General features: G+C 51.9%; 18 protein-coding genes. 6 read left to right on the plus strand and 12 right to left on the minus strand.

Annotation, left to right across the window (positions count from 1 at the left end; genetic code table 11):
• Positions 1-156: 156 nt before the first annotated feature.
• From NNL38_RS09230 to NNL38_RS09245, 4 genes are all read left to right on the plus strand, one after another.
• Entirely contained in the window at positions 157-2,307 is a 2,151-nt protein-coding gene (locus NNL38_RS09230; RefSeq protein WP_255387764.1) for an adenosylcobalamin-dependent ribonucleoside-diphosphate reductase, read from the plus strand.
• Between the two features lie 16 nt (positions 2,308-2,323).
• Positions 2,324-3,046, plus strand: coding sequence for a TSCPD domain-containing protein (locus NNL38_RS09235; protein ID WP_255387765.1), 723 nt, complete (start codon positions 2,324-2,326; stop codon positions 3,044-3,046).
• Between the two features lie 680 nt (positions 3,047-3,726).
• The gene (locus NNL38_RS09240) at positions 3,727-5,415 is read left to right on the plus strand and encodes a methyl-accepting chemotaxis protein (RefSeq protein WP_255387766.1); all 1,689 of its coding nucleotides are present in this window, start codon (positions 3,727-3,729) and stop codon (positions 5,413-5,415) included.
• 146 nt (positions 5,416-5,561) lie between these two features.
• Positions 5,562-6,488: a M14 family metallopeptidase gene (locus NNL38_RS09245; protein ID WP_255387767.1), complete on the plus strand. Its 927-nt coding sequence runs from the start codon at positions 5,562-5,564 to the stop codon at positions 6,486-6,488.
• A gap of 77 nt (positions 6,489-6,565) precedes the next feature.
• Here NNL38_RS09245 and trpB read toward each other — a convergent pair whose 3' ends face one another.
• The gene (gene trpB / locus NNL38_RS09250) at positions 6,566-7,786 is read right to left on the minus strand and encodes a tryptophan synthase subunit beta (protein WP_255387768.1); all 1,221 of its coding nucleotides are present in this window, start codon (positions 7,784-7,786) and stop codon (positions 6,566-6,568) included.
• A 319-nt stretch (positions 7,787-8,105) separates the two neighbouring features.
• Here trpB and NNL38_RS09255 point away from each other — a divergent pair, with 319 nt between their 5' ends.
• Positions 8,106-8,750 carry an outer membrane beta-barrel protein gene (locus tag NNL38_RS09255; RefSeq protein ID WP_255387769.1) on the plus strand — a complete coding sequence of 215 codons (645 nt, stop codon included), beginning with the start codon at positions 8,106-8,108 and terminating at the stop codon, positions 8,748-8,750.
• 256 nt (positions 8,751-9,006) lie between these two features.
• Here the strand turns inward: NNL38_RS09255 and NNL38_RS09260 are convergent, their stop codons facing one another.
• The 7 genes from NNL38_RS09260 to pheS all read right to left on the minus strand — a co-directional run bounded on the left by NNL38_RS09260 (position 9,007) and on the right by pheS (position 18,299).
• Positions 9,007-10,794, minus strand: a complete 1,788-nt coding sequence (locus NNL38_RS09260; RefSeq protein ID WP_255387770.1) for a M3 family oligoendopeptidase — start codon at positions 10,792-10,794, stop codon at positions 9,007-9,009.
• A 158-nt stretch (positions 10,795-10,952) separates the two neighbouring features.
• Entirely contained in the window at positions 10,953-11,714 is a 762-nt protein-coding gene (gene btuD, locus NNL38_RS09265; RefSeq protein ID WP_255390608.1) for a vitamin B12 ABC transporter ATP-binding protein BtuD, read from the minus strand.
• 28 nt (positions 11,715-11,742) lie between these two features.
• A complete protein-coding gene (gene btuC, locus NNL38_RS09270) occupies positions 11,743-12,735 on the minus strand; it encodes a vitamin B12 ABC transporter permease BtuC (protein ID WP_255387771.1) in 993 nt (330 codons plus the stop codon).
• 123 nt (positions 12,736-12,858) lie between these two features.
• Positions 12,859-13,902: a succinylglutamate desuccinylase gene (locus NNL38_RS09275; protein ID WP_255387772.1), complete on the minus strand. Its 1,044-nt coding sequence runs from the start codon at positions 13,900-13,902 to the stop codon at positions 12,859-12,861.
• Positions 13,903-14,140: 238 nt separating this feature from the next.
• Entirely contained in the window at positions 14,141-14,437 is a 297-nt protein-coding gene (gene ihfA / locus NNL38_RS09280; protein ID WP_255387773.1) for an integration host factor subunit alpha, read from the minus strand.
• Between the two features lie 472 nt (positions 14,438-14,909).
• Positions 14,910-17,297 carry a phenylalanine--tRNA ligase subunit beta gene (gene pheT / locus NNL38_RS09285; protein WP_255387774.1) on the minus strand — a complete coding sequence of 796 codons (2,388 nt, stop codon included), beginning with the start codon at positions 17,295-17,297 and terminating at the stop codon, positions 14,910-14,912.
• Between the two features lie 18 nt (positions 17,298-17,315).
• Entirely contained in the window at positions 17,316-18,299 is a 984-nt protein-coding gene (gene pheS, locus NNL38_RS09290) for a phenylalanine--tRNA ligase subunit alpha (protein WP_255387775.1), read from the minus strand.
• A 289-nt stretch (positions 18,300-18,588) separates the two neighbouring features.
• On the opposite strand from pheS, the gene NNL38_RS09295 reads away from it, so the two are divergent.
• Positions 18,589-20,082, plus strand: a complete 1,494-nt coding sequence (locus tag NNL38_RS09295) for an acyltransferase family protein (RefSeq protein WP_255387776.1) — start codon at positions 18,589-18,591, stop codon at positions 20,080-20,082.
• A 90-nt stretch (positions 20,083-20,172) separates the two neighbouring features.
• On the opposite strand, the gene rplT is transcribed toward NNL38_RS09295, so the two are convergent.
• The 4 genes from rplT to thrS all read right to left on the minus strand — a co-directional run bounded on the left by rplT (position 20,173) and on the right by thrS (position 23,348).
• The gene (rplT, locus tag NNL38_RS09300) at positions 20,173-20,526 is read right to left on the minus strand and encodes a 50S ribosomal protein L20 (RefSeq protein WP_255387777.1); all 354 of its coding nucleotides are present in this window, start codon (positions 20,524-20,526) and stop codon (positions 20,173-20,175) included.
• 42 nt (positions 20,527-20,568) lie between these two features.
• Positions 20,569-20,763 (minus strand): 50S ribosomal protein L35, encoded by a 195-nt coding sequence (gene rpmI / locus NNL38_RS09305; protein ID WP_007469870.1) that lies wholly within the window; start codon positions 20,761-20,763, stop codon positions 20,569-20,571.
• A 98-nt stretch (positions 20,764-20,861) separates the two neighbouring features.
• Positions 20,862-21,383, minus strand: coding sequence for a translation initiation factor IF-3 (gene infC / locus NNL38_RS09310; RefSeq protein WP_255387778.1), 522 nt, complete (start codon positions 21,381-21,383; stop codon positions 20,862-20,864).
• A 33-nt stretch (positions 21,384-21,416) separates the two neighbouring features.
• Positions 21,417-23,348 carry a threonine--tRNA ligase gene (gene thrS, locus NNL38_RS09315; protein ID WP_255387779.1) on the minus strand — a complete coding sequence of 644 codons (1,932 nt, stop codon included), beginning with the start codon at positions 23,346-23,348 and terminating at the stop codon, positions 21,417-21,419.
• Positions 23,349-23,476 lie beyond the last annotated feature (128 nt).

Genomic DNA, 23,476 nt, shown 5'->3' on the forward strand with positions numbered 1-23,476 from the left:
ACTTGAAGATCCAGATTGATAGTGGTTTGATCTGCCGCCTTGCCACAACCTATCACCGGGTGACTGGGTGATGAGATGAATATAAAACCGGTTGTTATGACCTGGTTTTCTATCATTTGTGCTGGAATAGAAGACAAACATTAAGGTGCATTCATAATGGCGAAAACCCCAACGGCTTCAGCAGCCTCACAGGCAATCGAAATTGCTTACCAGCCGACATCGATGGAGATCTGGGACAGCAAATATCGTCTGACTTCCAAGCATGGAGAAGCGATTGATCAGACCCTGGATGATACATTCAAACGCGTCGCGCGCGCGTTAGCCGATTTAGAACAAAGTAAGGTCAAAGATCACTGGTACAACGAATTCCTGTGGGCGCTGCGTCACGGTGCCATTCCGGCAGGACGCATCACCTCCAACGCCGGGTCGTTCGAGCATAAACCTGCAACCTCAACCATTAACTGCACCGTCTCCGGCACCATTGAAGATTCAATGGACGATATCCTGGGCAAGGTTCACGAAGCGGGACTGACCCTGAAGGCCGGTTGTGGCATCGGCTATGATTTCTCGACCCTGCGTCCGCGGGGGGCCTTTGTCTCTGGCGCCGGCGCCTATACTTCCGGCCCGCTGTCGTTCATGGATATCTACGACAAGATGTGTTTCACCGTCTCTTCAGCCGGAGGTCGTCGCGGCGCGCAGATGGGCACCATGGATATCCGTCACCCGGATGTAATCGACTTTATCCGCGCCAAGCGTGAAGATGGTCGCCTGCGCCAGTTCAACCTGTCGCTGCTAATCACCGAAGAATTCATCAACGCGGTCAAAACCGACAGCGAATGGCAACTGATTTTCCCGATCACCGCCACCGAAGCCAAACAGGACCAACTGGATCCGCACACCGACGAGACCATCGTCTGGGCCGACTGGCCGACCAAAACCAACCTGATTGAAGATGATCTGGGCCGCGTCGCCTGTAAAATCTACCGCACCTTGCCGGCCCGCAAGCTGTGGAACGTGATCATGAGTTCAACTTATGACTACGCCGAGCCAGGTTTCATCCTGATCGACAAGGTCAATCAGATGAACAACAACTGGTTCTGCGAAGAGATCCGCGCCACGAACCCGTGTGGCGAGCAGCCGCTGCCACCTTACGGGGCTTGCCTGCTGGGTTCGGTCAACCTGACCAAGTTCGTGCGCGATCCGTTTACTGACAAGGCCCGTTTTGACTGGGACAGCTACCGCCGGGTAGTTGCCATCTTTACCCGGATGCTGGACAACGTGGTTGAAATCAACCAGTTGCCGCTGGAGAAACAACGCCACGAAATTCAGCACAAACGCCGTCACGGCATGGGCTTTTTAGGTCTGGGCTCAACCCTGACCATGCTCAAGCATCAATACGGCAGTGCGGCATCCGTTGCTTTCACCGAACAGATTGCCCAGGAAATGGCCGTCACCGGCTGGAAAGAAGCCCTGAGCCTGGCCAAAGAGAAAGGCGCCGCGCCAGTGATGGAAGAGGTGTTTGAGATCACCGCCAAAATGATGCGCCTGCGCCCGGAAATGGCCGAAGACGGCATCCAGGTTGGCGACAAGGTAAAAGGTAAAGTGCTGCACGCCCGCTACAGTCGCTACATGCAGCAGGTTGCGGCAGTTGAACCGGAACTGGTGGCGGAGCTGGCACAGCACGGGGCCCGCTTTACCCACCACAGCTCTATTGCGCCGACAGGCACGATTTCGCTGTCTCTGGCCAATAACGCCAGTAACGGCATCGAACCCAGTTTTGCCCACCACTACACCCGTAATGTCATTGTGGCCGGGAAAAAGTCCAAAGAGAGCGTGGATGTCTACAGCTACGAGCTGCTGTCCTACCGCACCCTCATCAACGAACAGGCGATGCCGTACAGCAACGACCCCGAGGCTAAGCTGCCGGATTATTTCATCACCGCCGATGATATTACACCGGCTCAGCACGTCGCGATTCAGGCTGCTGCCCAGCGCTGGATCGACTCGTCGATTTCGAAAACCGCCAACGTGCCGACCGACTTCCCGTTTGAGAACTTTAAAGACATCTATATGGATGCCTACGATCAGGGGCTGAAAGGCTGCACCACGTTCCGTTTTAACCCGGAAGTATTCCAGGGGGTACTGGTCAAAGAGCAGGATCTGGAGAACACCACCTATGTGTTCACACTGGAAGACGGCTCAACCCTGGAAGCCAAAGGGAACGAAACCATAGAGTATGATGGTGAAACCCACACTGCAGCCAATCTTTATGATGCGCTGAAAGAAGGCTACTACGGCAAATTTTAAGTAAGGTAACAACATCATGGTCAAGAAAATTGACAGTAAAATTGTCGGGTTCAAAGTCAAGACCCCGTCCGATGAAACGGCCGCGGTAGCAACTGCTGAGCTGCCGACAACCAAAGTGCCGGAAGTGGTCCACATGCATGAAGACATGCCGCGCCCGGAAAAGCTGCTGGGCTCGACTTATAAACTCAAAACCCCGGAGCATATCTCTGAGCATTCCCTGTTTATCACCATCAATGATGTCGTGCTGAACGAGGGCACGGAGCACGAAATCCGCCGCCCGTTTGAGGTGTTCATCAACTCCAAAAGCCTGGAGCACTATCAGTGGATTGTTGCACTGACGCGTATTATGTCGGCCGTGTTCCGCAAAGGCGGCGACTGTACTTTCCTGGTAGAAGAGCTGCGCTCAGTGTTCGACCCGAAAGGGGGCTACTGGAACAAGGGCAAATACGTGCCGTCATTGATTGCCGAAATCGGCAATGTGATTGAGCAGCACCTGACGGAGATCGGCATGCTGGACAAACCGGAGCCGGATGTCCACCAGCAAGCGTTCCTGAAAGCGAAGCAGCAAGAGTTGACAGCCGAGATTGAAGCCGAAACAACGCCTGCTGAAGATGCGGAAGCCGACAACAGCAATTTTCCACCCAGTGCGACGCTTTGCTACAAATGTCACAGCAAAGCCGTGATAATTAAGGACGGCTGCCAGACATGCCTTAACTGCGGCGACTCAAAGTGCGGTTAACGAACTAAACTTCCTGATTTTCCCCTGACTGTCCATCATTGCTGTTTTCGGTCAGGGGGTATCATCCAAACCTTTAATCATTTATTTACTGATAAGGAAATGATTTACTCTGTCAAAATTATCCTTTCTTAAAAGAATCAGCCCTCTAATGACATATTAAACAATATATAAAACCAGCCAACGCCAGCATTGCATTCATCAAAGTGTAATCACTTATACCAATGACGGTAAGTCAGTGACTAGAAATAGCGTTCCAAAACACTTGAGAACAAGGCTGGTTTAAATAGATCACTGAAGGGTTATCCCAACGCCATTATTTTCAAACAGTCATTTGAATATTCAGCTTTGGCTGGATGATTTAAAACGAGTCTCATTCACGGAACGCCCAAGTCTCGTTTCTTGATTGCGAGCCAACGGTGACCTCCGCTCCGCCAAGGCCCGCGCGCCCACAGCACGACTCAACCGAATCATCATTTCCAGCGGTGTAAAATGTTTTCGCCTACATACCCAGGCATCAAGAATAAATACCTGAGCATAAGTGTGAGCAATAACAATATCTGGATCATATTCTGCACAAATTACATGACATAGATTAAATACTTTCCATACCATGCCGATATAATGAATAAACACATATACCAATATATAAATTTTATTTTAAAGACATAGAGTTAAGCCGTATGAAAGAAATGAAGATAAAAAGCAAGTTATTGCTACTCGGTTTGTTACCCGCTCTTGTGATGATGAGCGCTGCGATTGGCATCATCATTACTTTGGAAAATAAAGCAATTGATGAAGAAGTTGGACTTTATCAGGAGAATCTGGTTCAGGAACGGAAGAATCAGCTGAAAGATACAGTCAACATTGCAAAGCATGCCGTAGAGCATGTCCTCGCCAACACCCCGAACACCACAGTCGCACTTGATGAATTACGCCAGCTCCTGACACCGCTCCGTTTTGCCGAAAACAATGCCGGCTACTTTTTTATCTATGATCACCAAGGGGTCACTCTGGTTCACCCGCTCACACCTGAAAAGCACGGCCAGGGCATGATCGGCCTCAAAGACAGCAACGGGGTCGCGATTATCCGTGAGTTGATCCAGGCCAGCCAAAAAGGCGGCGGCTTTGTCGCCTACAACTACCCGAAGACCAGTGGCGGGCAGCCGCAACCGAAGCTGAGCTTCGCAACCAGTGTCAACAACGGCCAGTGGATGATTGGTACCGGGTTGTACGTTGACGATATAGACCGGGAAGTTGCTATCTATCGTGATGATGCGATTTCCAGCATGCAGAGCCGCTTTCAAATCGTCCTGACAACCACCCTGGTACTTGGTGTGCTCTTTGCGATGGCAATTCTCTACTTTGCCAACCGCATGGCCCGCCCGGTTCAGAACATGGCGCGCACTCTTAATGAGATTGCCGACGGTGAAGGCGATTTAACCCGTCGCCTGGACATTCATGGTCACGATGAAATTGCCCAGCTCGGCGATGCATTTAACCGCTTCGTTGCAAAACTCCAAGGGATCATCACCCAGGTCTCCGATGCCACCCATCATGTTTCCGGCGCGGCTGGCAATATTCATGCGCAAACCGTTCGCCTGACCGAGCAGCTCCATGAGCACAATAATGAGACGGAGCAGGTGGTGACCGCAATTACAGAGATGAGCTCGGCCGCAAGCGAAGTGGCGATGAACGCCAATGAGGTGTCCAATGCCACCAGCAGCGCCAGCGAAGAGTCGCATATTGCCCAGCAGCGGGTCGACACCTCTGTCGTTTCCATTACAGCTTTGGTTGAAGAAGTGGACCAAGCCGCCCAGCATATCCATTCACTGAACCAGCAGTCGCAAAAAATTGATAATGTCCTGAAAGTGATCGGCGACATTGCCGAACAGACCAACCTACTGGCCCTCAATGCCGCGATTGAAGCCGCCCGTGCCGGGGAACAAGGACGCGGGTTTGCCGTGGTGGCCGATGAAGTACGCGGACTGGCCAGCCGGACCCAGTCCAGTACTCAGGAAATCAAAGAGATGTTGGATGAGCTGCATGCTTTGGTCTCACAGGCCGTCTCTTCGATGACCCATAGCCAGTCGACCTGCAGTGAAGCCGTGGATGCCGCCAACTCCATCACTGAGAGCCTGTCGACCGTGACCGGTGCGGTTGAAGCAATCAACGTCATGACCAGCCAGATCGCCACCGCGGCGACAGAACAAAGTTCAGTCACAGATGAGATCAACCGCAACATGGTTGCCATTCAGGATATTGTTGCCGAGTTGACCGAATCGAGCCGCAGCTCCGAGCAGGTCGTCAGTGAACTCAATCATGCCGGCGCCGATCTGAAAAAACTGGTTGGTCAGTTTAAAACCAGCTGATCGGAGCAAAACGCTGCAATAAACCATTCTGGCGGTCCATTCGGGCCGCCTTTTCTTACTCTATTAAGCGGAAAATCCTATTGCGATGCACACGTCGGCTGTTATGCTTTCGGCCTGATCATCTTCATCATGACCAAGGGAACCTCATGAACTATACCCATCCCTACCCGATCGGCACACCTGGTACCCCCTGGGGCGATCAAGAGAAACACGCCTGGCGCGATCAGGTGACGTTCAAACGTTCTTATCAGGACGGTGTGCTGGCAAAACTTAAACCGCTGGATAAGCGCTTTGAGCGGGTACAGTACGGCGCACTTTCTTATGACAAAAACCGCTATCCATTGTTTGCTCTGAAAACCCGACACTGGGACAGCCGGAAACCAACGGTTCTGGTGACCGGCGGCGTTCATGGCTACGAGACCAGCGGTGTTCATGGCGCCATTCAGTTTATCGCCGAGCAAGCCGAGAAATACAGCCAGTGGTTCAATCTGCTGGTTGCGCCCTGTGTCAGTCCGTGGGGCTATGAGACGATCAATCGCTGGAATCCAAACGCCGTCGATCCCAACCGTTCTTTTTACGCCAACAGCCCGGCAGAGGAATCCGCGGCCCTGATGAACCTGGTCGAATCCTTGCAGAGCGACATTCTGGCGCACATTGATCTGCATGAAACCACAGATACCGATGAGCTGGAATTTCGTCCGGCGCTAGCGGCCCGTGACGGGGTTGATTACATCAAAGGCACAGTGCCGGATGGTTTCTACCTGGTCGGTGATGCAGACAATCCTCAGCCGGATTTCCAGAAAGCTGTCATTGATGCCGTCCGCCCCGTAACGCATATTGCCCCGCCGGACAAAACAGGAAAAATAATCGGCGAGCCGATCACCCAGGAAGGTGTCATCAACTACCCGACCAAACAGCTGGGCTTGTGCAGTGGCCTGACCAACTGTGTCTACGGCACCACCACGGAAGTCTATCCGGACAGCCCGAAAGTGACCGAGCAAGAGTGTAATGATGCCCAAGTGGCAGCTGTCACCGGCGCACTGGATTATATTCTCCAGGCCGAAGGGTTCTGATCACGCTGTATCTCTTCTGCAACGCAAAGGGGCGCCTCGGCGCCCCTGATTCACATCAGATTTGCTCCAGTCACTGACTAAACCGAATCAATGCCATAATCCTTACCGTAATGCTCGACGACAAAATCAATGTCTTTATCGCCCCGGCCGGAGAGGTTGATCAAAATCGAGCCTTTCTCACCACCCTTGGCCAGCTTTAAGGCATAGGCCAGCGCGTGTGCTGATTCAATTGCCGGAATAATCCCTTCGCTGCGCGACAGCTCAAAGAATGCCGCAATTGCCTCTTCGTCACTGACAGTGCCATACTGCGCCCGCCCGATATCTTTCAGGTAGCTGTGCTGCGGCCCGACCGACGGATAATCCAACCCACTGGCAACCGAATATACTTCCTGCGGCTCACCCTGATCATCTTTGAGCATGTAAGATTTAAAGCCATGCATGATACCCGGCTCTCCCAGCGTCAGCGTCGCTGCGTGCTCTCCCGCTTCGGTCAGTGAGCGACCGGCCGGCTCCACACCATGGAGCGCTACGCCGGGATCGTCGAGGAATGCACTAAACAGCCCCATGGCATTAGAGCCACCGCCGACACAGGCGACCAGGTTCTCCGGCAGATGGCCGGTCATATCCTGGAACTGCACCCGCGCTTCATTGCCAATAATGGACTGAAAATCACGAACCATCATCGGGAATGGGTGAGGGCCCACCACCGAGCCAATGGCATACAACTGATTCACCGGATCTTTCAGATAAGCTTCAAAGGCCGCATCCACCGCTTCTTTCAGCGTTTTTCGTCCGTGGGTTACCGGGATCACATTGGCCCCGAGGATCCGCATCCGCACAACATTTGGATGCTCCTTGGCAATATCCACTTCCCCCATATAGATATCGCATTCTAACCCCACCAGCGCCGCGGCCGTTGCCAGGGCGACACCATGTTGGCCTGCCCCGGTTTCAGCAATGAGTTTCTTCTTGCCCATTTTTTTCGCCACCAGTGCTTCGCCAAGGCAATGGTTGATTTTGTGGGCACCAGTATGGTTCAAATCTTCACGCTTGAGGTAAATCGGCGCGCCGTGTTGACGGGAAAGATTCTCGGCATGAAAAATCGGGCTTGGCCGGCCAACAAAATGCTTATACAAACGTGCCAGCTCTTCACGGAACGCCGGATCCTGGCGACAAGACTCATAAGCAGCGGTGATCTGAACCATAATTTCTTGCAATTCCGGCGGAATAAAACTCCCGCCATATTCGCCAAAATAACCTTCCGCATTGGGCAATGCGTGCTCAAACGTATTTTTCATGTGCTTCCCTGTCCTACTTAATAAGTACAGATTTCATCTTAAATCAATCACTCAATAGGGTTCCATGACCAAGTTAACACTATTGATGCATATGCATCATGGGTTTGATATTGCCAGTCAGAGCCGTCTGTCGGCTTTCACACCCCTCCTGGCAGAAAGCCGGTGGTTATATTGCTCAATTTTCAGCCAAACGCACCATCCAATAAAAACAATGTTCAAAATATTATTGCACAGTGTTTTTATTGGCGTTAACCTCCCCCCATGACAAAGACAACCCTATCAATATCCAGGTTGTCAGAACAAGAAACAGGTAAACATCATGAACAAGATTGCTCTAGCGCCACTGTCTGCCCTGCTGATCACAGCTTTTTCTGCCCAGGCTGAAAACCCGACTCAAAACTTCAACTTTGTCAGCGGCGGGCTTCAGATCTCTGAATACAATCACGATCTGGTTTCTTCAGCGAACGCCTGGGGCGCCACAACAACGGATGATACGGCCGGCATTTACCTGCGCGGCAGCTGGAACTTCACCGATCAGGTCTTTGTAGAAGCGCGCAGTGAAGGGACCGCTGACAACGATCTGACTATTTCTCACTCGCTGCTGGGCCTGGGTTACTACCATCCGGTAAATGACAACATGACCGTCTACGGCCTGGCCGGGATTGCGCACAGCGAAGCAGAACTGGATGTGCACTACTGGGGCTTCTCCAACGCGAAAACCACCTTTAGTGGTGATGACTCCGGCCTAACCGGTGAAGTGGGTGCCCGTTATCAGGTGATGCGCAACTGGACCATTGAGCCGGCAGTTCGACTAGCAGCCTATGACGACACCCTGCATGAGCTGCGCCTGGGCAATAACATCCAGCTGACGCGTCATTTCAGCGTGGAAGCCAACCTGCAGCACCGCGATTTTGATGAATTGAAAGAAACCAGCTATCAACTGGGTGCGCGTTACAGCTTCTAATACCAATCAAAGTAAGTCAGTGATCAGAAATAGCGCCGGAAAAATGTTTGAGAACAAGGCAGAATTTTTAGATGAGTAGTTATTCTACAATCAAAAATTCTAACGCAGTTATCGAGCATTTGAACAAGCTAGAATGACCCCTTATTTACTGCGGTTGGTATAAGCTTTTTACTGACTGAATCTACGTCATCAAGTACGAAAAAGCGGTTTATTCAGCCACCGGATAAACCGCTTTGTTGTTTCTCAGGACAGTAAGTTATTTCAAAGTCGCAACCAGACGTTCAAACGCCGCCACTTGTTGCTGCACCATATCCACACTTTGCTGCCAGAATGCTGGCTGACGGATGTCCATCCCCAAGTGTTTCTGCACCACAGCTTCAGCGGTCATAGAGCCGGTATCACGTAGCAAGGCTTTATAATCGGCGTAGAACTGCTCGCCTTTCACCGCCCGCTGCGCATAAACCCCTTTACTGAACAGGTAACCGAACAGGTACGGATAGTTATAAAAGCTGATCTCAGGGATACTGAAATGCAGCTTGCTGGCCCAGAACATGGCATTGGTTTCGTCCATGGCTTCGCCATACCATTCACGCCAGGTCTCCCCCATCAGCTCACGTAATTGTGCGGGTGTCAGCTCGCCCTGCTGGCGCTGCTCATAGAAAGCCTTTTCAAATTCATAACGCACCGGAATGTTGATCAGCAGCTGTAATGCCGATTGCGCTTCTTCCCACAGCATTTGGAGCTGATCTTGTGTGGTCTGAGCTTTGGCCATCAGCGCATCACGAACAATATTCTCGGCAAAGATTGAGGCGGTTTCCGCCAGCGTCATCGGATATTCGGTGCGGGCCAGCGGCATGTCCCGCATCACCCAGTTATGGAAGGCATGGCCAAGCTCATGGGCCAGCGTCAGGACATCAGACATACTGCCGCCCCAGGTCATAAACACCAGCGGCGAACGCGTATCGGCAAACTTGGTGCAATAGGCCCCCAAGCGCTTGTGTGGCTGTGGCGCCGCATCAATCCGCTGATTTTCCACCATCCAGTCGACAAAATCTGCCATTTCCTGGTCTACCCCAGCAAAGGCTTCACGGATAATCGTAATGCCCCGGTCAAAGCTGTAGGTCGCACTCTCGCCCCCGTCCAGCGCCGGCATTGACGCCAGCTCATCCCAGGGTTTGAGTTTGTCAGTGCCAAACAAGGCCGCCATCGCCAGGCCCGCTTTTTGACCGACAGCACGATTGTCCCGCGCCACGCCAATCATTGCATCCAGGGTCGACTTTTCAATCCGACTGGTGTGCAGGCTCGGATCGAGAAAATGCACCTGCTCGGTATGGCTGCGCTTTTCATACTCGGTTAACCGGCCACCCGACAGTCCATTGAGAATGGCAGCAAATGACTCCTGATGGACCGTCATCACCTCGGAAATCCCGTGCCAAGCCGGCTCACGCCGCAACGCATCCGGGCCATAAAGCAGGCTCGCTGCCTGTGACAGTCCCACAGTTTCCTCACGGCCATCGACAAGTTTCATCTTGACCGACAGGCTGCCGGTCAGGTTATCATACAACCGGCCCCAGGCATTGCGGCCATCCACGTTCATCGCTGACAGCAACTGCTCTTCGCCAACCGACAACATTCGGTGACGCTGTAACCGTCGGCGTTCGAGTTTAAAGCGAAACACATCCAGCCCTTCGCCTTGCAGTAAGGTCTCAAATACGTTCGCATCGAGATGAATGATGGCCTGCAAGTATGGATTCAACGCCTGCTCAGCCTGCGAATACAGTCGGTCTGCCTGTCCAGCCAGTTTCTTGGCCCCTTCATGGCTGGCATCCACAGAAGCCAGGCAATTGGCGAACGTCGATAACGTTGACAGCGTCACCGATATGTCGGCATCAATCCGCAGCGCCTGTTGCAGATCTTCAAGACGTGTCGGATCCAGCGCTTCCAGGCGATTGATCAGCGACTGGATCATCTCGATATCCCGGGTAATTTTGGGATCGGCAAGATCCTGGTAGGCGATGGAAAGATCCCAGCTCGGTGCGTTCATGTTCGTGTCCTCATCAGCCGAACTTCCTGTTTCGGCTTCTTTATCAAAAATATGAAACTATGATTATAACAAACTGACAACGATCTGCCCGTGAGTCACGGGGGAATGAAGGATGATTTTTGCGAGCCGGGGCATATTTCTCACCCATCTCTCGCGTGCTAGTCAGAGAAAATCAGACACGCCTGTCCGCGATGTTCGATTCGCTGGACCCGAGTCGAAAACACCGCCTCCAACCGCTCAACGGTCATGACGGTTTCCGGCTCACCTTTAGCCACGCAGCTGCCATGATTGAGCAAAATCACTTTATCCGCTTCACGCAAAGTCCGGTTCAAATCATGGTTCGCCATGACCACAGCAATCCCCTTTTGCGCCATCATGCGGATCAATTTGTACATCGCCGCTTCCTGGCCAATGTCCAGTGCCGCGGCCGGTTCATCCAGCAACAGCAGCTTTGCTTGCGGGTTTAACGCAGGCCAAACCTGGAGACACGCTGCCGCAAGTCGTACCCGTTGCCACTCCCCACCCGACAGCTGCTGAATATTGCGGCTGAGCTTATCGGCGATACTGAGCGCCTGGCATACCTCGTCCAGCGCTTGCTGGACCGCAACCGGATCCGGCTTCCCCAGCGCAGAGAGCGCCAAAGCCAGGTAATGATACACCCCAACAGAAAATGCCGGCCTGTCCTGCTGCGCCAGATAGCAGCGCACCGTCGCCAGGGTCGGCAAATCATAGTCAGCCAGGGGCTGTCCCTGCAGGCGCACTTCTCCCCTGGCCGCGACCAGGCCGGACAGCATGGCAATCGCTGTACTCTTGCCGCTGCCATTGGGGCCAATCAGGTGAACAATCTCACCGGCTGCGACCGTAAAGGACACGGGTAATAGGCGCGGCGGCATCGCGAGGTTTTTCACATCCAGGAGCAACGCCTGTTGATTCATAGCGTTCATCGATTTAGTCCATTTGCGATCGCAGCAGCATCCAAATAAACACCGGCGCCCCGAGACTGGTGATCACCACCCCGACCGGCAGCTCCGCTGCCGGCAACAACACCCGAGCAAAAATATCAGCCACTGCCAGAAGCAAAGCACCGCACATTGCAGAGAGCGGCAGCAAGTAGCGATTTTCAGTCCCCAAAGCCAACCGGAGTAAATGCGGCACCACCAGCCCGATAAAGCCAATCACACCACCCAGCGCCACCGCGGCGCCAACCAGCAGGGAAACCACCAGGATCAAACGCCAGCGAAACGCCGTCACATCCAGCCCCAACTGCCGAGCCTGGCTCTCACCCAGCATCAGCAGATCCAACTTTTGTCCCTGCCAACAGAGCCAGCCCAATACCGGCACAACCAATAACAGCAGCGAGAGTTGCAACCAGTTTGCGCCACCAACGCTTCCCATTAGCCAGTACATCAGTTGCCGCAAGTTCAGATCATCACTGAAATAAAAAGCCCAGGTCACCACTGCGCCGGACAAGATCCCCAGCGCTACTCCGATGAGCAACAAACGGGTGGTTGAGACTTTACGCCGCCGCGACAATCCGGCCAGGATCAGGGTAAAACACAAGGCCCCGGCCATCGCGGTCACCATAGTGATCATCGGATTCGAGATTGCAGGAAAGAAAAACAGCAGGATCACCAGCGCCAGGCTGGCGCCGCCGGAAATGCCAATCACCCCGGGCTCAGCCAGCGGGTTACCCAATAAAACCTGCAACACAGCACCGGAAGCGGCCAGCGAAGCCCCGATGGCCATAGCGGCTAATAACCGTGGCATGCGCAACTGGATCAAGAACTGCTGTTCAAGCTCGCTGCCGGGCGACCAGGGCCAGATGAAGATTTCGCCCACGGCGAGAGAGAAAAAACCAGAAATCACCAACGCCACGGCACTCAGGATCAGGCTGAGCTGCCACCGGGCACGCTGGCGGAGAATAAGATCATTTAGTTGCATGGGACGAATACGGTAAAAACGGAGCGTTTACAATACCTTCTCGGCCCTGGAATGAAAAGCGGCGACCGCAAAGAAGCGACATTCTTTGCCTGGCCGCCGCCTGTCATGAATCGTTCGGGTGAATTATTCGACAGTCACCTGCTCTCTGAAGTTTACCCGGGTTTTCTTCACCAGCAGGCAGGCACGCTGACCCACCGCCACATTCGGGTTCGGGAACACAACCGCTTCACCGCCTTGTGCAGCGGTATATTCCACCCCTTCGTCACCGCCCAGTAATGTTCCTTCCTCAAAATGAGTAAAGTTGGCCTGGTTGGCCGGGAATGTAAAGTGGAACGCATCGGTCTGCTTGGTCAGAGTACGGGTGACTTTGTACACGCTCATGGTCTCACCGTACCACTCGAGCGGCACATCCACTTCAGTGACCAGCGCCAGCATCGCGCTGTAGAAGTCTTCCAGACGTGTCAGATCATTTTTACCAAACTGGGCGACTTTGCCAAGTTCCATTGTCAGCGCCTGGGCTGAGAAGTATTCCGCACTATACCAGCTGAATGTCGGCGAGGCCGAATTAGACAGCAAAATCGCATCGATTTGCGCACGCTGTAAAAATGCAAACAGGCGATTGCTGCGAGTTGGGTTGTCTGTATACGGACTGACCGCAAAAGTGTAGTGTTTTGAATCACGGATCGCACAATGCAGATCCAAATGCCAACGATCCGGCTGCGCCTGCGTCGAGCCATGATAAAAGTCGCTCACGGCTTGTTGCAGCGCATTGGCCGTCACACAATCAACGTTGCGCTCGTCATTTCGTGCTTTAAACAACCGGTTCATGTTTTCAGTCACAAACCGGGTATGCGCATTGATCGCTTCCGGGTGAGCAATGATCAACAATAATCGGTGGGCAGGGATGATCTCCCCTTTCAAAATTCCTTCGGCCAAACGCTGGATCAGTTCGATCGGGCTGGTTTCATCACCATGCACCCCTGAGGAGAGGACGATGTCTTTCTCATGTCCGCTCAGCGTTGGCGGCGTGATCTCCAGGACACCGCGCATCGGCAGCTTACACTGAACACCGGTATCCAGTGTCCATTCTCCGGACTCAAACGGTGAAGCCAGGTCCAGCGTCGCTTTGAGGAACCGCCCCTTCTTCACCTGTTTCAGAAACGCCATCGACAACCTCCGTGTAATTGCTCTTTTGCTTGTCAGTTCATCAGTGTTTTATCTTAGGTATTCACTGTTTAGTAGCGTTACACAGTGAAAGCGTTGGAGGGTAATATACAAGTTAGCTACATGTTTGTAACGGCTGAGCGCTTGCAGAAGATCTCAAAAAAAGAAAAAAGCGCTAAAAAAGCTGAACCCAGGAAAGCCTACACACCTTACCTGGGTTCATGTTCTGAACTCAAAACTGTTATTTTTCGATTTCGATGCTTTCTACGCGAGCTTTAAGTTTCTGGCCTGGGCGGAAAGTGACGACACGGCGGGCTGAAATCGGAATATCTTCACCTGTCTTCGGATTTCGTCCTGGTCGCTCATTTTTGTCGCGCAGGTCAAAGTTACCAAATCCGGATAACTTCACTTGCTCACCATGTTCCAGAGCTTTCCTGATTTCTTCAAAGAAGACTTCCACCGTATCCTTGGCGTCCCGTTTGCTTAGTCCAACATTCTCAAACAGGTTCTCAGCCAAATCGGCTTTTGTGAGCGCCATAGATAATTCCCTCAAGACTATGTTGAATGGACTGCAGATATAGAGTCACTACCTCTGCTACGTATTAGTCGCTAGGCAAGCATCACACGGATATGGATCGTCGTACAGTTTAATTCCCATACCCCGAGCCCGACCTCAACTAGTGACAAGTTTAAGCCAACTCGCTGATTTCCGCCAACTTTTTTACGTCAATGAAACGTCAAATTATTGATTATTCGTCGCAGTAAAAGTCAAATTTCATGCACCCAGTTGTGCTTTCTATTCACTTGCTCCCAAAATAATTTCTGAAAAATCATACGACTACCGCATAACACTCTGAAAGAAGCGGCAGAACCAGCAAATACCGCTATCTATCAGAATGTTAGCCAATTTTGACTAAAGATCAAAAAAAAGCAGCCGTTACCGGCTGCTTTCATAAAACAATGACTTAAATAACAAAAAAGTTCGCCTTTAAGTCCTGTTGTTTCTGTGACTAGTCACGCAGGGATGCATCAAAGCCTTCAGCCAGCGCCGCGACAATGGCGTCTACGGCACCTGAGATATCAGCTTCTTCCAGCGTTCGCTCCGTCGATTGCAGCGTCAGCGCAATCGCCAGGCTCTTCTTGCCTTCCTCTACTCCTTTGCCACGGTAGACATCAAACAGATTCACGTCAGTCAGCAGCTCACCACCATGGGTGCGGCAAGCTGCCACAATATCACCCGCAGCAACGTCTTCGTTCACGACGACAGCGATATCACGGCGGTTGGCCGGGAACTTCGACAGCGCCACAGCTTCCGGGATCACGCGGGAATCAATCGCAGACCACTCGATTTCGAACACAATGGTACGACCGTTCAGGCCGAACTTACGCTCAAGCTCAGGGTGAACCGTGCCGATCACACCGATTTCTTTCCCGTCAACAACAATGGCAGCCGTCTGGCCCGGATGAAGTGCCGGATGCTTTGCCGCTTTAAAGCTGTAAGCCTTATCGTTCGCTGTCAACTCCAGAACCGCTTCCAGATCACCTTTCAGGTCGAAGAAGTCAACGGTATTGGTGTCGATATCCCAGTGCTCTTCGCTACGGGTACCGACAATCACACCTGCCAGCATTGGCTCCTGGCGCATGCCGTTTTCAGCGCTGTCACACGGGATGAAACGCAGGCCGTACTCAAACAGGCGAACACGTGGCTGCTGACGTTTCTGATTGTGAACCACCGTGTTCAGCAAGCCCTGGATCAGACCCAGACGCATGGCAGACATATCCGCAGAAATCGGATTTGGCAGCACCAGCGGTTCAACACCCGGTACGATCAGCTGCTGCTGTTCTGGCTCTACGAAGCTGTACGTGATTGCTTCGTGGTAACCACGGTCGACCAGCAGGTTACGAACACGTTTCAGCGGCAGATCCGCTTCTTTGTGATCGTTCATCTTCAATGCCGCCGCAGGCGACTGATTCGGAATATTGTTGTAACCGTAGATACGGCCGACTTCTTCAATCAGATCCTGCTCAATCGCAATATCAAAACGCCAGGTCGGTGCCGTTGCCGTCCAACCTTCGGCTGTGGTTTCTACAGCCATCCCCAGACGCTCAAGGATCTCAACCACCTCAGCATCGGCAATATGGTGACCCAGCAGGTTATCCAGCTTGGTGCGACGCAGGGCAACGGTATTCGGTTGTGGCAGATCCGCTTCAGATTCAACCGCCACGACCGGCGCCACTTCACCACCACAGATCTCAACGATCAGCTGCGTGGCACGTTCCATCGCACTGGCTTGCAGCGCATAATCCACACCGCGTTCAAAGCGCATGGAAGAATCCGTGTGCAGGCCATAGCTACGGGCACGGCCGCGGATGTGATCCGGGGCGAAGAACGCACATTCCAGCAGGATATCTTTGGTGTAAGACATCACGCCCGACAGCTCACCCCCGAAGATACCGGCCATCGCCAGTGCCTTGTTATGGTCCGCAACAACCAGGGTATCGGCATTCAGAACCGCTTCAGAGCCATCCAGCAACGTCAGCTTTTCATCCTGCTCTGCCATCCGAACCACGATGCCACCTTCGATCTTGTCCAGATCAAAGGCATGCATTGGCTGTCCCTGCTCCAGCAGAACGTAGTTGGTGATATCAACAACCGGATCAATCGAGCGGATGCCACAGCGACGCAGCTTTTCCTGCATCCACAACGGTGTTTCCGCAGCAACGTTGACATTCTTGATCACGCGGCCCAGATAACGTGGGCACGCCGCAAGTGCTTTCACTTCGATCGAAACGGTATCATCGATCGATGGCGCAACCGCCTTGACGGCTGGCGCAGTCACGTCGGCACGATTCAGCACGCCGACTTCACGCGCCATCCCGCGGATGCTGAAGCAGTCGGCGCGGTTGGCCGTCAGATCCACATCAACCGTTACATCATCCAGACCCAGGAATTCACGGAAATCAGTTCCGATCACGGCGTCATCTGCCAGCTCCATGATCCCATCAGACTCAACGTCAATGCCCAGCTCGGTGAAAGAACACAGCATGCCGTGAGAAGGCTGGCCACGCAGTTTCGCTTTCTTAATTTTGAAGTCACCCGGCAGTACGGCACCGACAGTGGCTACAGCCACTTTCAAGCCCTGACGACAGTTCGGCGCGCCACAAACGATATCCAGCAGCTCTGCTTCACCCACATCAACTTTGGTCACGCGGAGCTTGTCTGCATCCGGGTGCTGACCACATTCAACCACCTGGCCTACTTTCACACCAGTGAAAGTGCCGGCCACAGGCAGAACGTCATCGACCTCAAGGCCAGCCATTGTAATTTGGTGCGTCAGCTCATCCGTTGTCACAGAAGGGCTTACCCACTCACGAAGCCATGATTCGCTAAATTTCATAGTGTTTAAACCTCTGGATTACTTGAACTGTTTTAGGAAACGAAGATCGTTCTCGAAGAATGCGCGCAGGTCGTTGACGCCGTAACGCAGCATCGTCAGACGCTCTACACCCATACCGAACGCAAAACCAGAGTATTTATCAGGATCGATCCCGACGCTACGCAGCACGTTCGGGTGAACCATACCGCAGCCCAGGACCTCAAGCCACTTACCATTCTTGCCTTTCACGTCCACTTCTGCAGAAGGTTCAGTGAACGGGAAGTATGAAGGACGGAAACGAACTTCCACTTCTTCTTCAAAGAAGTTACACAGGAAGTCATGCAAAATGCCTTTCAGCTGAGCAAAATTGACATTCTCATCAACCAGCATCCCTTCCACCTGGTGAAACATTGGCGTATGGGTTTGGTCGTAGTCATTACGGTAAACACGGCCTGGCGCGATAAAACGGAATGGCGGTTTGCCGTTTTCCATCGTCCGGATCTGAACGCCTGAGGTGTGCGTACGAAGCATCAGATCAGGGTTAAAGAAGAAGGTGTCGTGATCCGTACGCGCCGGGTGATCGGCCGCAATATTCAACGCGTCGAAGTTGTGGAATGCATCTTCGATTTCAGGGCCGGCTTCAACATTAAAGCCCAACTCACCAAAGAAGGTTTCGATACGCTCAACGGTACGGGTAACCGGGTGCAACCCACCGTTCTCGATGCGACGGCCCGGCAGGCTCACATCAATTGTTTCAGCAGCCAGTTTGGCTTCCAGTTCGGCACGTTGCAGCGCATCTTTACGCGCAGCAATGCCCTGCTGAACCGCTTGCTTGGCTTTATTGATGTTTTGACCGGCTTCGCGGCGCTCTTCCGGCGGAAGTTTGCCCAAGCTTTGTAATTGAAGGGTCAGTTCACCCTTTTTGCCCAGATACTGGACACGGACTTCGTCCAGAGCGACTAATGACTCAGCCTGCTCTATGGCTGCCGTTGCGTTGGCAATAATCTCGTCTAGATGTAGCATCGTTTCCTCATCCACCTACAGGTGGCGTCCTTTAGGGAGATATAAATTCGCGTAACGATACATACTAAAGAAACATGCGTCTAAATCCAAACTGAAATGCCATAAAAAGAGGGAATTGAGCAAAATTAACGCCACTGGCGTGCCAAGTCTTCACACACAAACCCGCGGTCTCTCGAACGAAGCAATGCAACTCTGTGTAACTTTGGGTAAGTAGTTGAAGCAGGAACAGAATCAGGCAAGGATCCGAATGATTATGCAACACGTGTTCACCTCGTATTCGGAGACGCTCATGCAAAGGATCCATGCCTTCGACTCAGTAAAGTTCTTGGCAATTATTGCAGTATTTGTCATTCATTATATGAGCTTCTATGGCTACGGGGGTGAAGAGCAGAATGCCATTTATCTGAGCCTGAATATATTGGCCCGGTTCGCTGTGCCCTTCTTTTTTGTCGCCGCCGGATATCTCTACTATTTCCGTAGCCAGTCTGACAGTGGGCAGTATACCCTGCGCTATGTGAGCAAGTTGATCCGGATGTATCTCATCTGGACCCTGTTTTACCTGCTTGTCGTTGGGCTGGGCTATCAAAACTGGCAATCGTTTTCCTGGTTGGCAGCACTGTACCACGGAACTCTCGGGTTCGAGATCATGTGGTTTATGACCGCCCTGATCATCACCATCAGCCTGCTTTATCTGGCACAGCGTTTCCAGGTGACGACTCCTCTGTTGCTCATCGCCTGTATGCTCCATGCAATTGGCTTAACTGGACAGTCCTATCAGGTATTGCTTCCTGTTGAGCTGTTTAATCCGCAAACCAACACCTTTTTGACAAACTCCCGCGACCCGCTGTTCTTTGGCCTGTTTTATCTGATGCTGGGGTACCAGTTGGCCAGAAGCAACGCCGTCAGATGGATTGCACGTGCGCCCTGGCCTACCTATTTACTGGCCACGCTGATATTTTCTGCCCTGTCTGTTGCAGAAGGGCTTTGGCTGATCCGGCGACACGGCAGTACCAGCGCAGATTATTATCTCATGACCATTCCGGTCACCCTGGCATTAACGGCACTTGTACTGACCCGACCAACAACGACCTCGCCTTCTGTACTGGCGAAACTCGGCACACACAGTGGAGAGATTTACCTTAATCATGGTGTTCTGAACACCTTGGTCATGTCCCTTTTCTGGTACATGGGAGCCTACAGCAATCCAGAAGTTGCCGCCCTGATTTTCGATAATTTGGCGCTGCAGCTGTTGCTGGTCCCGGCAGCGCTTGGCACCAACTTCTTCCTCTATTTCTCCATCAGAAAATTGTTCGGTGCGATATTTGGCCGCAACCTGATCATCCATTGGCGGGAGCCCGCAATGATGCTTTGTGCTTACTGGCTACTGTTCCTCTTGATGGGAGATAGCCAGGGCGAATTACGGTTTAATCACCGGGATCCTGTCACTATCCTGCAAGCCATTATCGGCAGTCTCGCGGCATACCTGGCTTTTGTCTATTTGCTGATGCCAACATCCGGTCGATGCGGGGTTGATTTTCGTAACCATATATTGGTTCCGCTGCTAACCGCCGTGTATTGGCTGATGTTGGCGTGGAGTGGCGCGATCCAATGGCTGTTGGCGTTCCACCAGCTTGAAGCATCGCCAGTGGTGCAGTTACTCAGTGGCCCTGTATTCTGCTTCTGCCTCCTGGCCATTGTGTCTGTAGCCATGGTGCTGGGTCTGCAAAAATGGTGTTACCAAATAACAGCGGATCATCAAGCGGCGTCATCATACGGCACCTGAGGCCGGGAGAATATTTTGGATACAGAGTATGTGGCAGGCAAGAAAAAAGGAGAGCCGAAGCTCTCCTTTTCACATCAAACTGGACTGAAATTACAGTGCAGCTTTTGCTTTTTCAACTAGAACTGCGAAAGTTGCTTTGTCGAATACAGCGATGTCAGCCAGGATCTTACGATCGATCTCGATAGAGGCTTTCTTAAGACCATTGATCAGACGGCTGTAAGACATACCGTTTTGACGAGCAGCAGCGTTGATACGTGCAATCCACAGTTGACGGAAAGTACGTTTCTTGTTGCGACGGTCACGGTAAGCATACTGACCAGCTTTAGTTACTGCTTGGAAAGCTACGCGATATACACGTGAACGTGCACCGTAGTAACCTTTAGCTTGTTTAAGAACTTTCTTGTGACGTGCACGTGCTTGTACACCACGTTTTACGCGAGGCATAGGAGACTCCTAACTAAATTAAAAATATAAAACTAAAAACGATTAAGCGAACGGAAGCATACGTGCAACAGCTGCCACTTCACATGCAGGAAGGATAGCGTTTGGACGTAGCTGACGTTTGTTCTTAGTAGTACGTTTAGTCAGGATGTGACGCTTAGTTGCGTGCTTAAACTTAAAGCCACCAGCAGTTTTCTTGAAACGCTTAGCAGCACCTTTGTTGGATTTCATCTTAGGCATGATGAGACTCCGCATTGTTGATAGTTAATAACATAGTAATCAGGCGAACAAAAAGCGCTGCGGTAAAGCAGCGCTTTGTGCTACTTGGAATGCCGTAATTACTTCTTCTTCGGGGCAAGCATCATCGTCATTTGACGACCTTCAACTCGCGTCGGGAAGCTCTCTACAACCGCTAGGTCGGCTAGCTCTTCCTTGATACGATTCAGAAGATCGATACCCAGACTCTGGTGGGCCATCTCACGACCACGGAAACGCAGTGTGACTTTGCCCTTGTTGCCCTCTTCTAAAAAGCGAGTCAGGTTGCGCAGTTTTACCTGATAATCGCCTTCGTCTGTACCAGGACGGAATTTAACTTCCTTCACCTGGATTTGTTTTTGCTTTTTCTTTTGCTCTTTAGCAGCCTTGCTCTTTTCGAACAGGTACTTGCCATAGTCCATCACACGACAAACTGGTGGCTCGGCATTAGGGCTGATTTCAACTAGATCAACACCAGCTTCATGAGCAGTATTCATTGCTTCTTCAATAGAAACAACACCAATTGACTCCCCATCAATACCAGTCAAGCGAACTTCGCGTACACCACGGATTTCGCCGTTCAGACGATGCTGATTTTGTTTCACTGGTGCTTGGGTTCTTCTTCCGCCTTTAATACCTTATTCCTCCACAATATTGAGCTTGCGACTGCTAATTTCTTCCTGCATAAATGCAACAAGATCATCAATCTTAAATTTACCCAAATCTTTACCCTTGCGAGTACGTACCGCAATCTCGCCTGCTTCGACTTCTTTGTCGCCGCAAACCAGCATGTAAGGTACCCGCTTCAAAGTATGTTCGCGAATTTTAAAGCCAATCTTCTCATTTCTCAAGTCCGCAATGGCTCTAATTCCACTTTTTTGCAGTTTTGCTACGACTTCCTGGACATATTCTGACTGACTGTCGGTAATATTCATCACCACAGCTTGTTGTGGTGCCAACCAGGTTGGGAAGAAACCAGCATACTCTTCAATCAGAATTCCGATAAAGCGCTCCAGCGAGCCCAGAATCGCACGGTGAATCATCACCGGGGTATGGCGCTCGTTGTCTTCACCAACATAAGTCGCACCCAGACGCTCAGGCAACGCAAAGTCCAGTTGCACCGTGCCACACTGCCAGGCACGATCCAGACAGTCATGCAGGGTAAACTCGATCTTCGGTCCGTAGAATGCACCCTCACCTTCCTGGATGTCATATGGGATATCCATAGACGCCAGTGCCAGTTTCAGGTCCGATTCGGCTTTATCCCACATTTCATCTGAGCCAACACGTTTTTCAGGACGTGTCGACAGCTTCACAACAATGTTGTCAAAGCCAAATGTCTGGTAGGTATCATAAACCATTTTGATACAAGAAGTAACTTCTTGTTGTACCTGATCTTCAGTACAGAATACGTGAGCATCATCCTGGGTAAAACCACGTACGCGCATTATGCCGTGCAGGGCGCCGGATGGCTCGTTACGGTGACATGAGCCGAACTCTGCCATACGCAGTGGCAGATCACGGTAAGATTTCAGTCCCTGGTTGAAGATCTGCACGTGACCCGGGCAGTTCATCGGCTTAATCGCATATTCACGGTTTTCAGAAGACGTCGTGAACATCGCTTCCGCGTATTTGTCCCAGTGACCAGAGCGTTCCCACAGCACGCGGTCCATCATCAGCGGACCTTTAACCTCCTGGTAATCATACTCAGCCAGTTTTTCGCGAATAAAGACTTCCAGCTCGCGGAAAATGGTCCAGCCATTGTGGTGCCAGAAGACCATACCCGGTGCTTCTTGCTGCATGTGGAACAAGTCCAGCTGCTTACCAATCTTACGGTGGTCACGCTTTGCTGCTTCTTCGAGACGAACCAGATGCGCCTTCAGCGCTTTCTTGTCGTGGAAGGCCGTGCCGTAAATCCGCTGCAGCATCTTGTTGTCGCTGTTCCCGCGCCAGTAAGCACCGGCAACGTTCAGCAGTGTAAAGTGCTGGCAGAAGCCCATATGCGGGACGTGCGGGCCACGACACATGTCAACGTATTCTTCGTGATGATACAGGCCCGGACGATCGTCGCGAGAAACGTTCTCGTCGAGGATTTCCATCTTGTACGGCTCTTCACGGGATTCAAACGTATCACGTGCTTCCTGCCAGCTGACCTTTTTCTTTACCACCTGGTATTTGGTCTTCGCCAGCTCTTTCATCCGCTTTTCAATCTTTTCCAGATCTTCTTGCGTCAGCGACTCATCCAAATCAATATCGTAATAAAAGCCGTTGTCGATCGTCGGACCAATCGCCATTTTCGCTTGCGGGTACAGCTGTTTCAGGGCGTGGCCCAACAGGTGCGCACAGGAGTGACGAACAATTTCCAGGCCATCGACTTCGTCTTTCGCTGTGATGATTTCAAGGCTCGCATCTGTTTCGATCAGATCACACGCATCGACGCGCTGACCATTAACTCGACCGGCAATGGTCGCTTTTGCCAAACCAGGACCGATTGATTGTGCAACTTCCAAAGTTGAAACCGGGTTGTCGAATTGACGCTGACTGCCGTCAGGAAGAGTAATTACAGGCATGTATATATCCTTTAACAGTGGTCTTGCACACCAAGCAAGACATGTTGAATTTAAACGTAAAAGCTTTGAGAAGCTTAAAGTGAGAGTCACCTTTATGCCGATACCGCAATACTGAGCAGCACGGGACA

It is taken from the genome of Photobacterium atrarenae (genome assembly GCF_024380015.1).
Taxonomy (GTDB): Bacteria; Pseudomonadota; Gammaproteobacteria; order Enterobacterales; family Vibrionaceae; genus Photobacterium; species Photobacterium atrarenae.

Bases quoted from the DNA above. Each gene is read 5' to 3' on its own strand.
- NNL38_RS09230 (WP_255387764.1), top strand. From the start codon at position 157: ATGGCGAAAACCCCAACGGCTTCAGCAGCCTCACAGGCAATCGAAATT.
- NNL38_RS09235 (WP_255387765.1), top strand. From the start codon at position 2,324: ATGGTCAAGAAAATTGACAGTAAAATTGTCGGGTTCAAAGTCAAGACC.
- NNL38_RS09240 (WP_255387766.1), top strand. From the start codon at position 3,727: ATGAAAGAAATGAAGATAAAAAGCAAGTTATTGCTACTCGGTTTGTTA.
- NNL38_RS09245 (WP_255387767.1), top strand. From the start codon at position 5,562: ATGAACTATACCCATCCCTACCCGATCGGCACACCTGGTACCCCCTGG.
- trpB (WP_255387768.1), bottom strand. From the start codon at position 7,786: ATGAAAAATACGTTTGAGCACGCATTGCCCAATGCGGAAGGTTATTTT.
- NNL38_RS09255 (WP_255387769.1), top strand. From the start codon at position 8,106: ATGAACAAGATTGCTCTAGCGCCACTGTCTGCCCTGCTGATCACAGCT.
- NNL38_RS09260 (WP_255387770.1), bottom strand. From the start codon at position 10,794: ATGAACGCACCGAGCTGGGATCTTTCCATCGCCTACCAGGATCTTGCC.
- btuC (WP_255387771.1), bottom strand. From the start codon at position 12,735: ATGCAACTAAATGATCTTATTCTCCGCCAGCGTGCCCGGTGGCAGCTC.
- NNL38_RS09275 (WP_255387772.1), bottom strand. From the start codon at position 13,902: ATGGCGTTTCTGAAACAGGTGAAGAAGGGGCGGTTCCTCAAAGCGACG.
- ihfA (WP_255387773.1), bottom strand. From the start codon at position 14,437: ATGGCGCTCACAAAAGCCGATTTGGCTGAGAACCTGTTTGAGAATGTT.
- pheT (WP_255387774.1), bottom strand. From the start codon at position 17,297: ATGAAATTTAGCGAATCATGGCTTCGTGAGTGGGTAAGCCCTTCTGTG.
- pheS (WP_255387775.1), bottom strand. From the start codon at position 18,299: ATGCTACATCTAGACGAGATTATTGCCAACGCAACGGCAGCCATAGAG.
- NNL38_RS09295 (WP_255387776.1), top strand. From the start codon at position 18,589: ATGCAAAGGATCCATGCCTTCGACTCAGTAAAGTTCTTGGCAATTATT.
- rplT (WP_255387777.1), bottom strand. From the start codon at position 20,526: ATGCCTCGCGTAAAACGTGGTGTACAAGCACGTGCACGTCACAAGAAA.
- rpmI (WP_007469870.1), bottom strand. From the start codon at position 20,763: ATGCCTAAGATGAAATCCAACAAAGGTGCTGCTAAGCGTTTCAAGAAA.
- thrS (WP_255387779.1), bottom strand. From the start codon at position 23,348: ATGCCTGTAATTACTCTTCCTGACGGCAGTCAGCGTCAATTCGACAAC.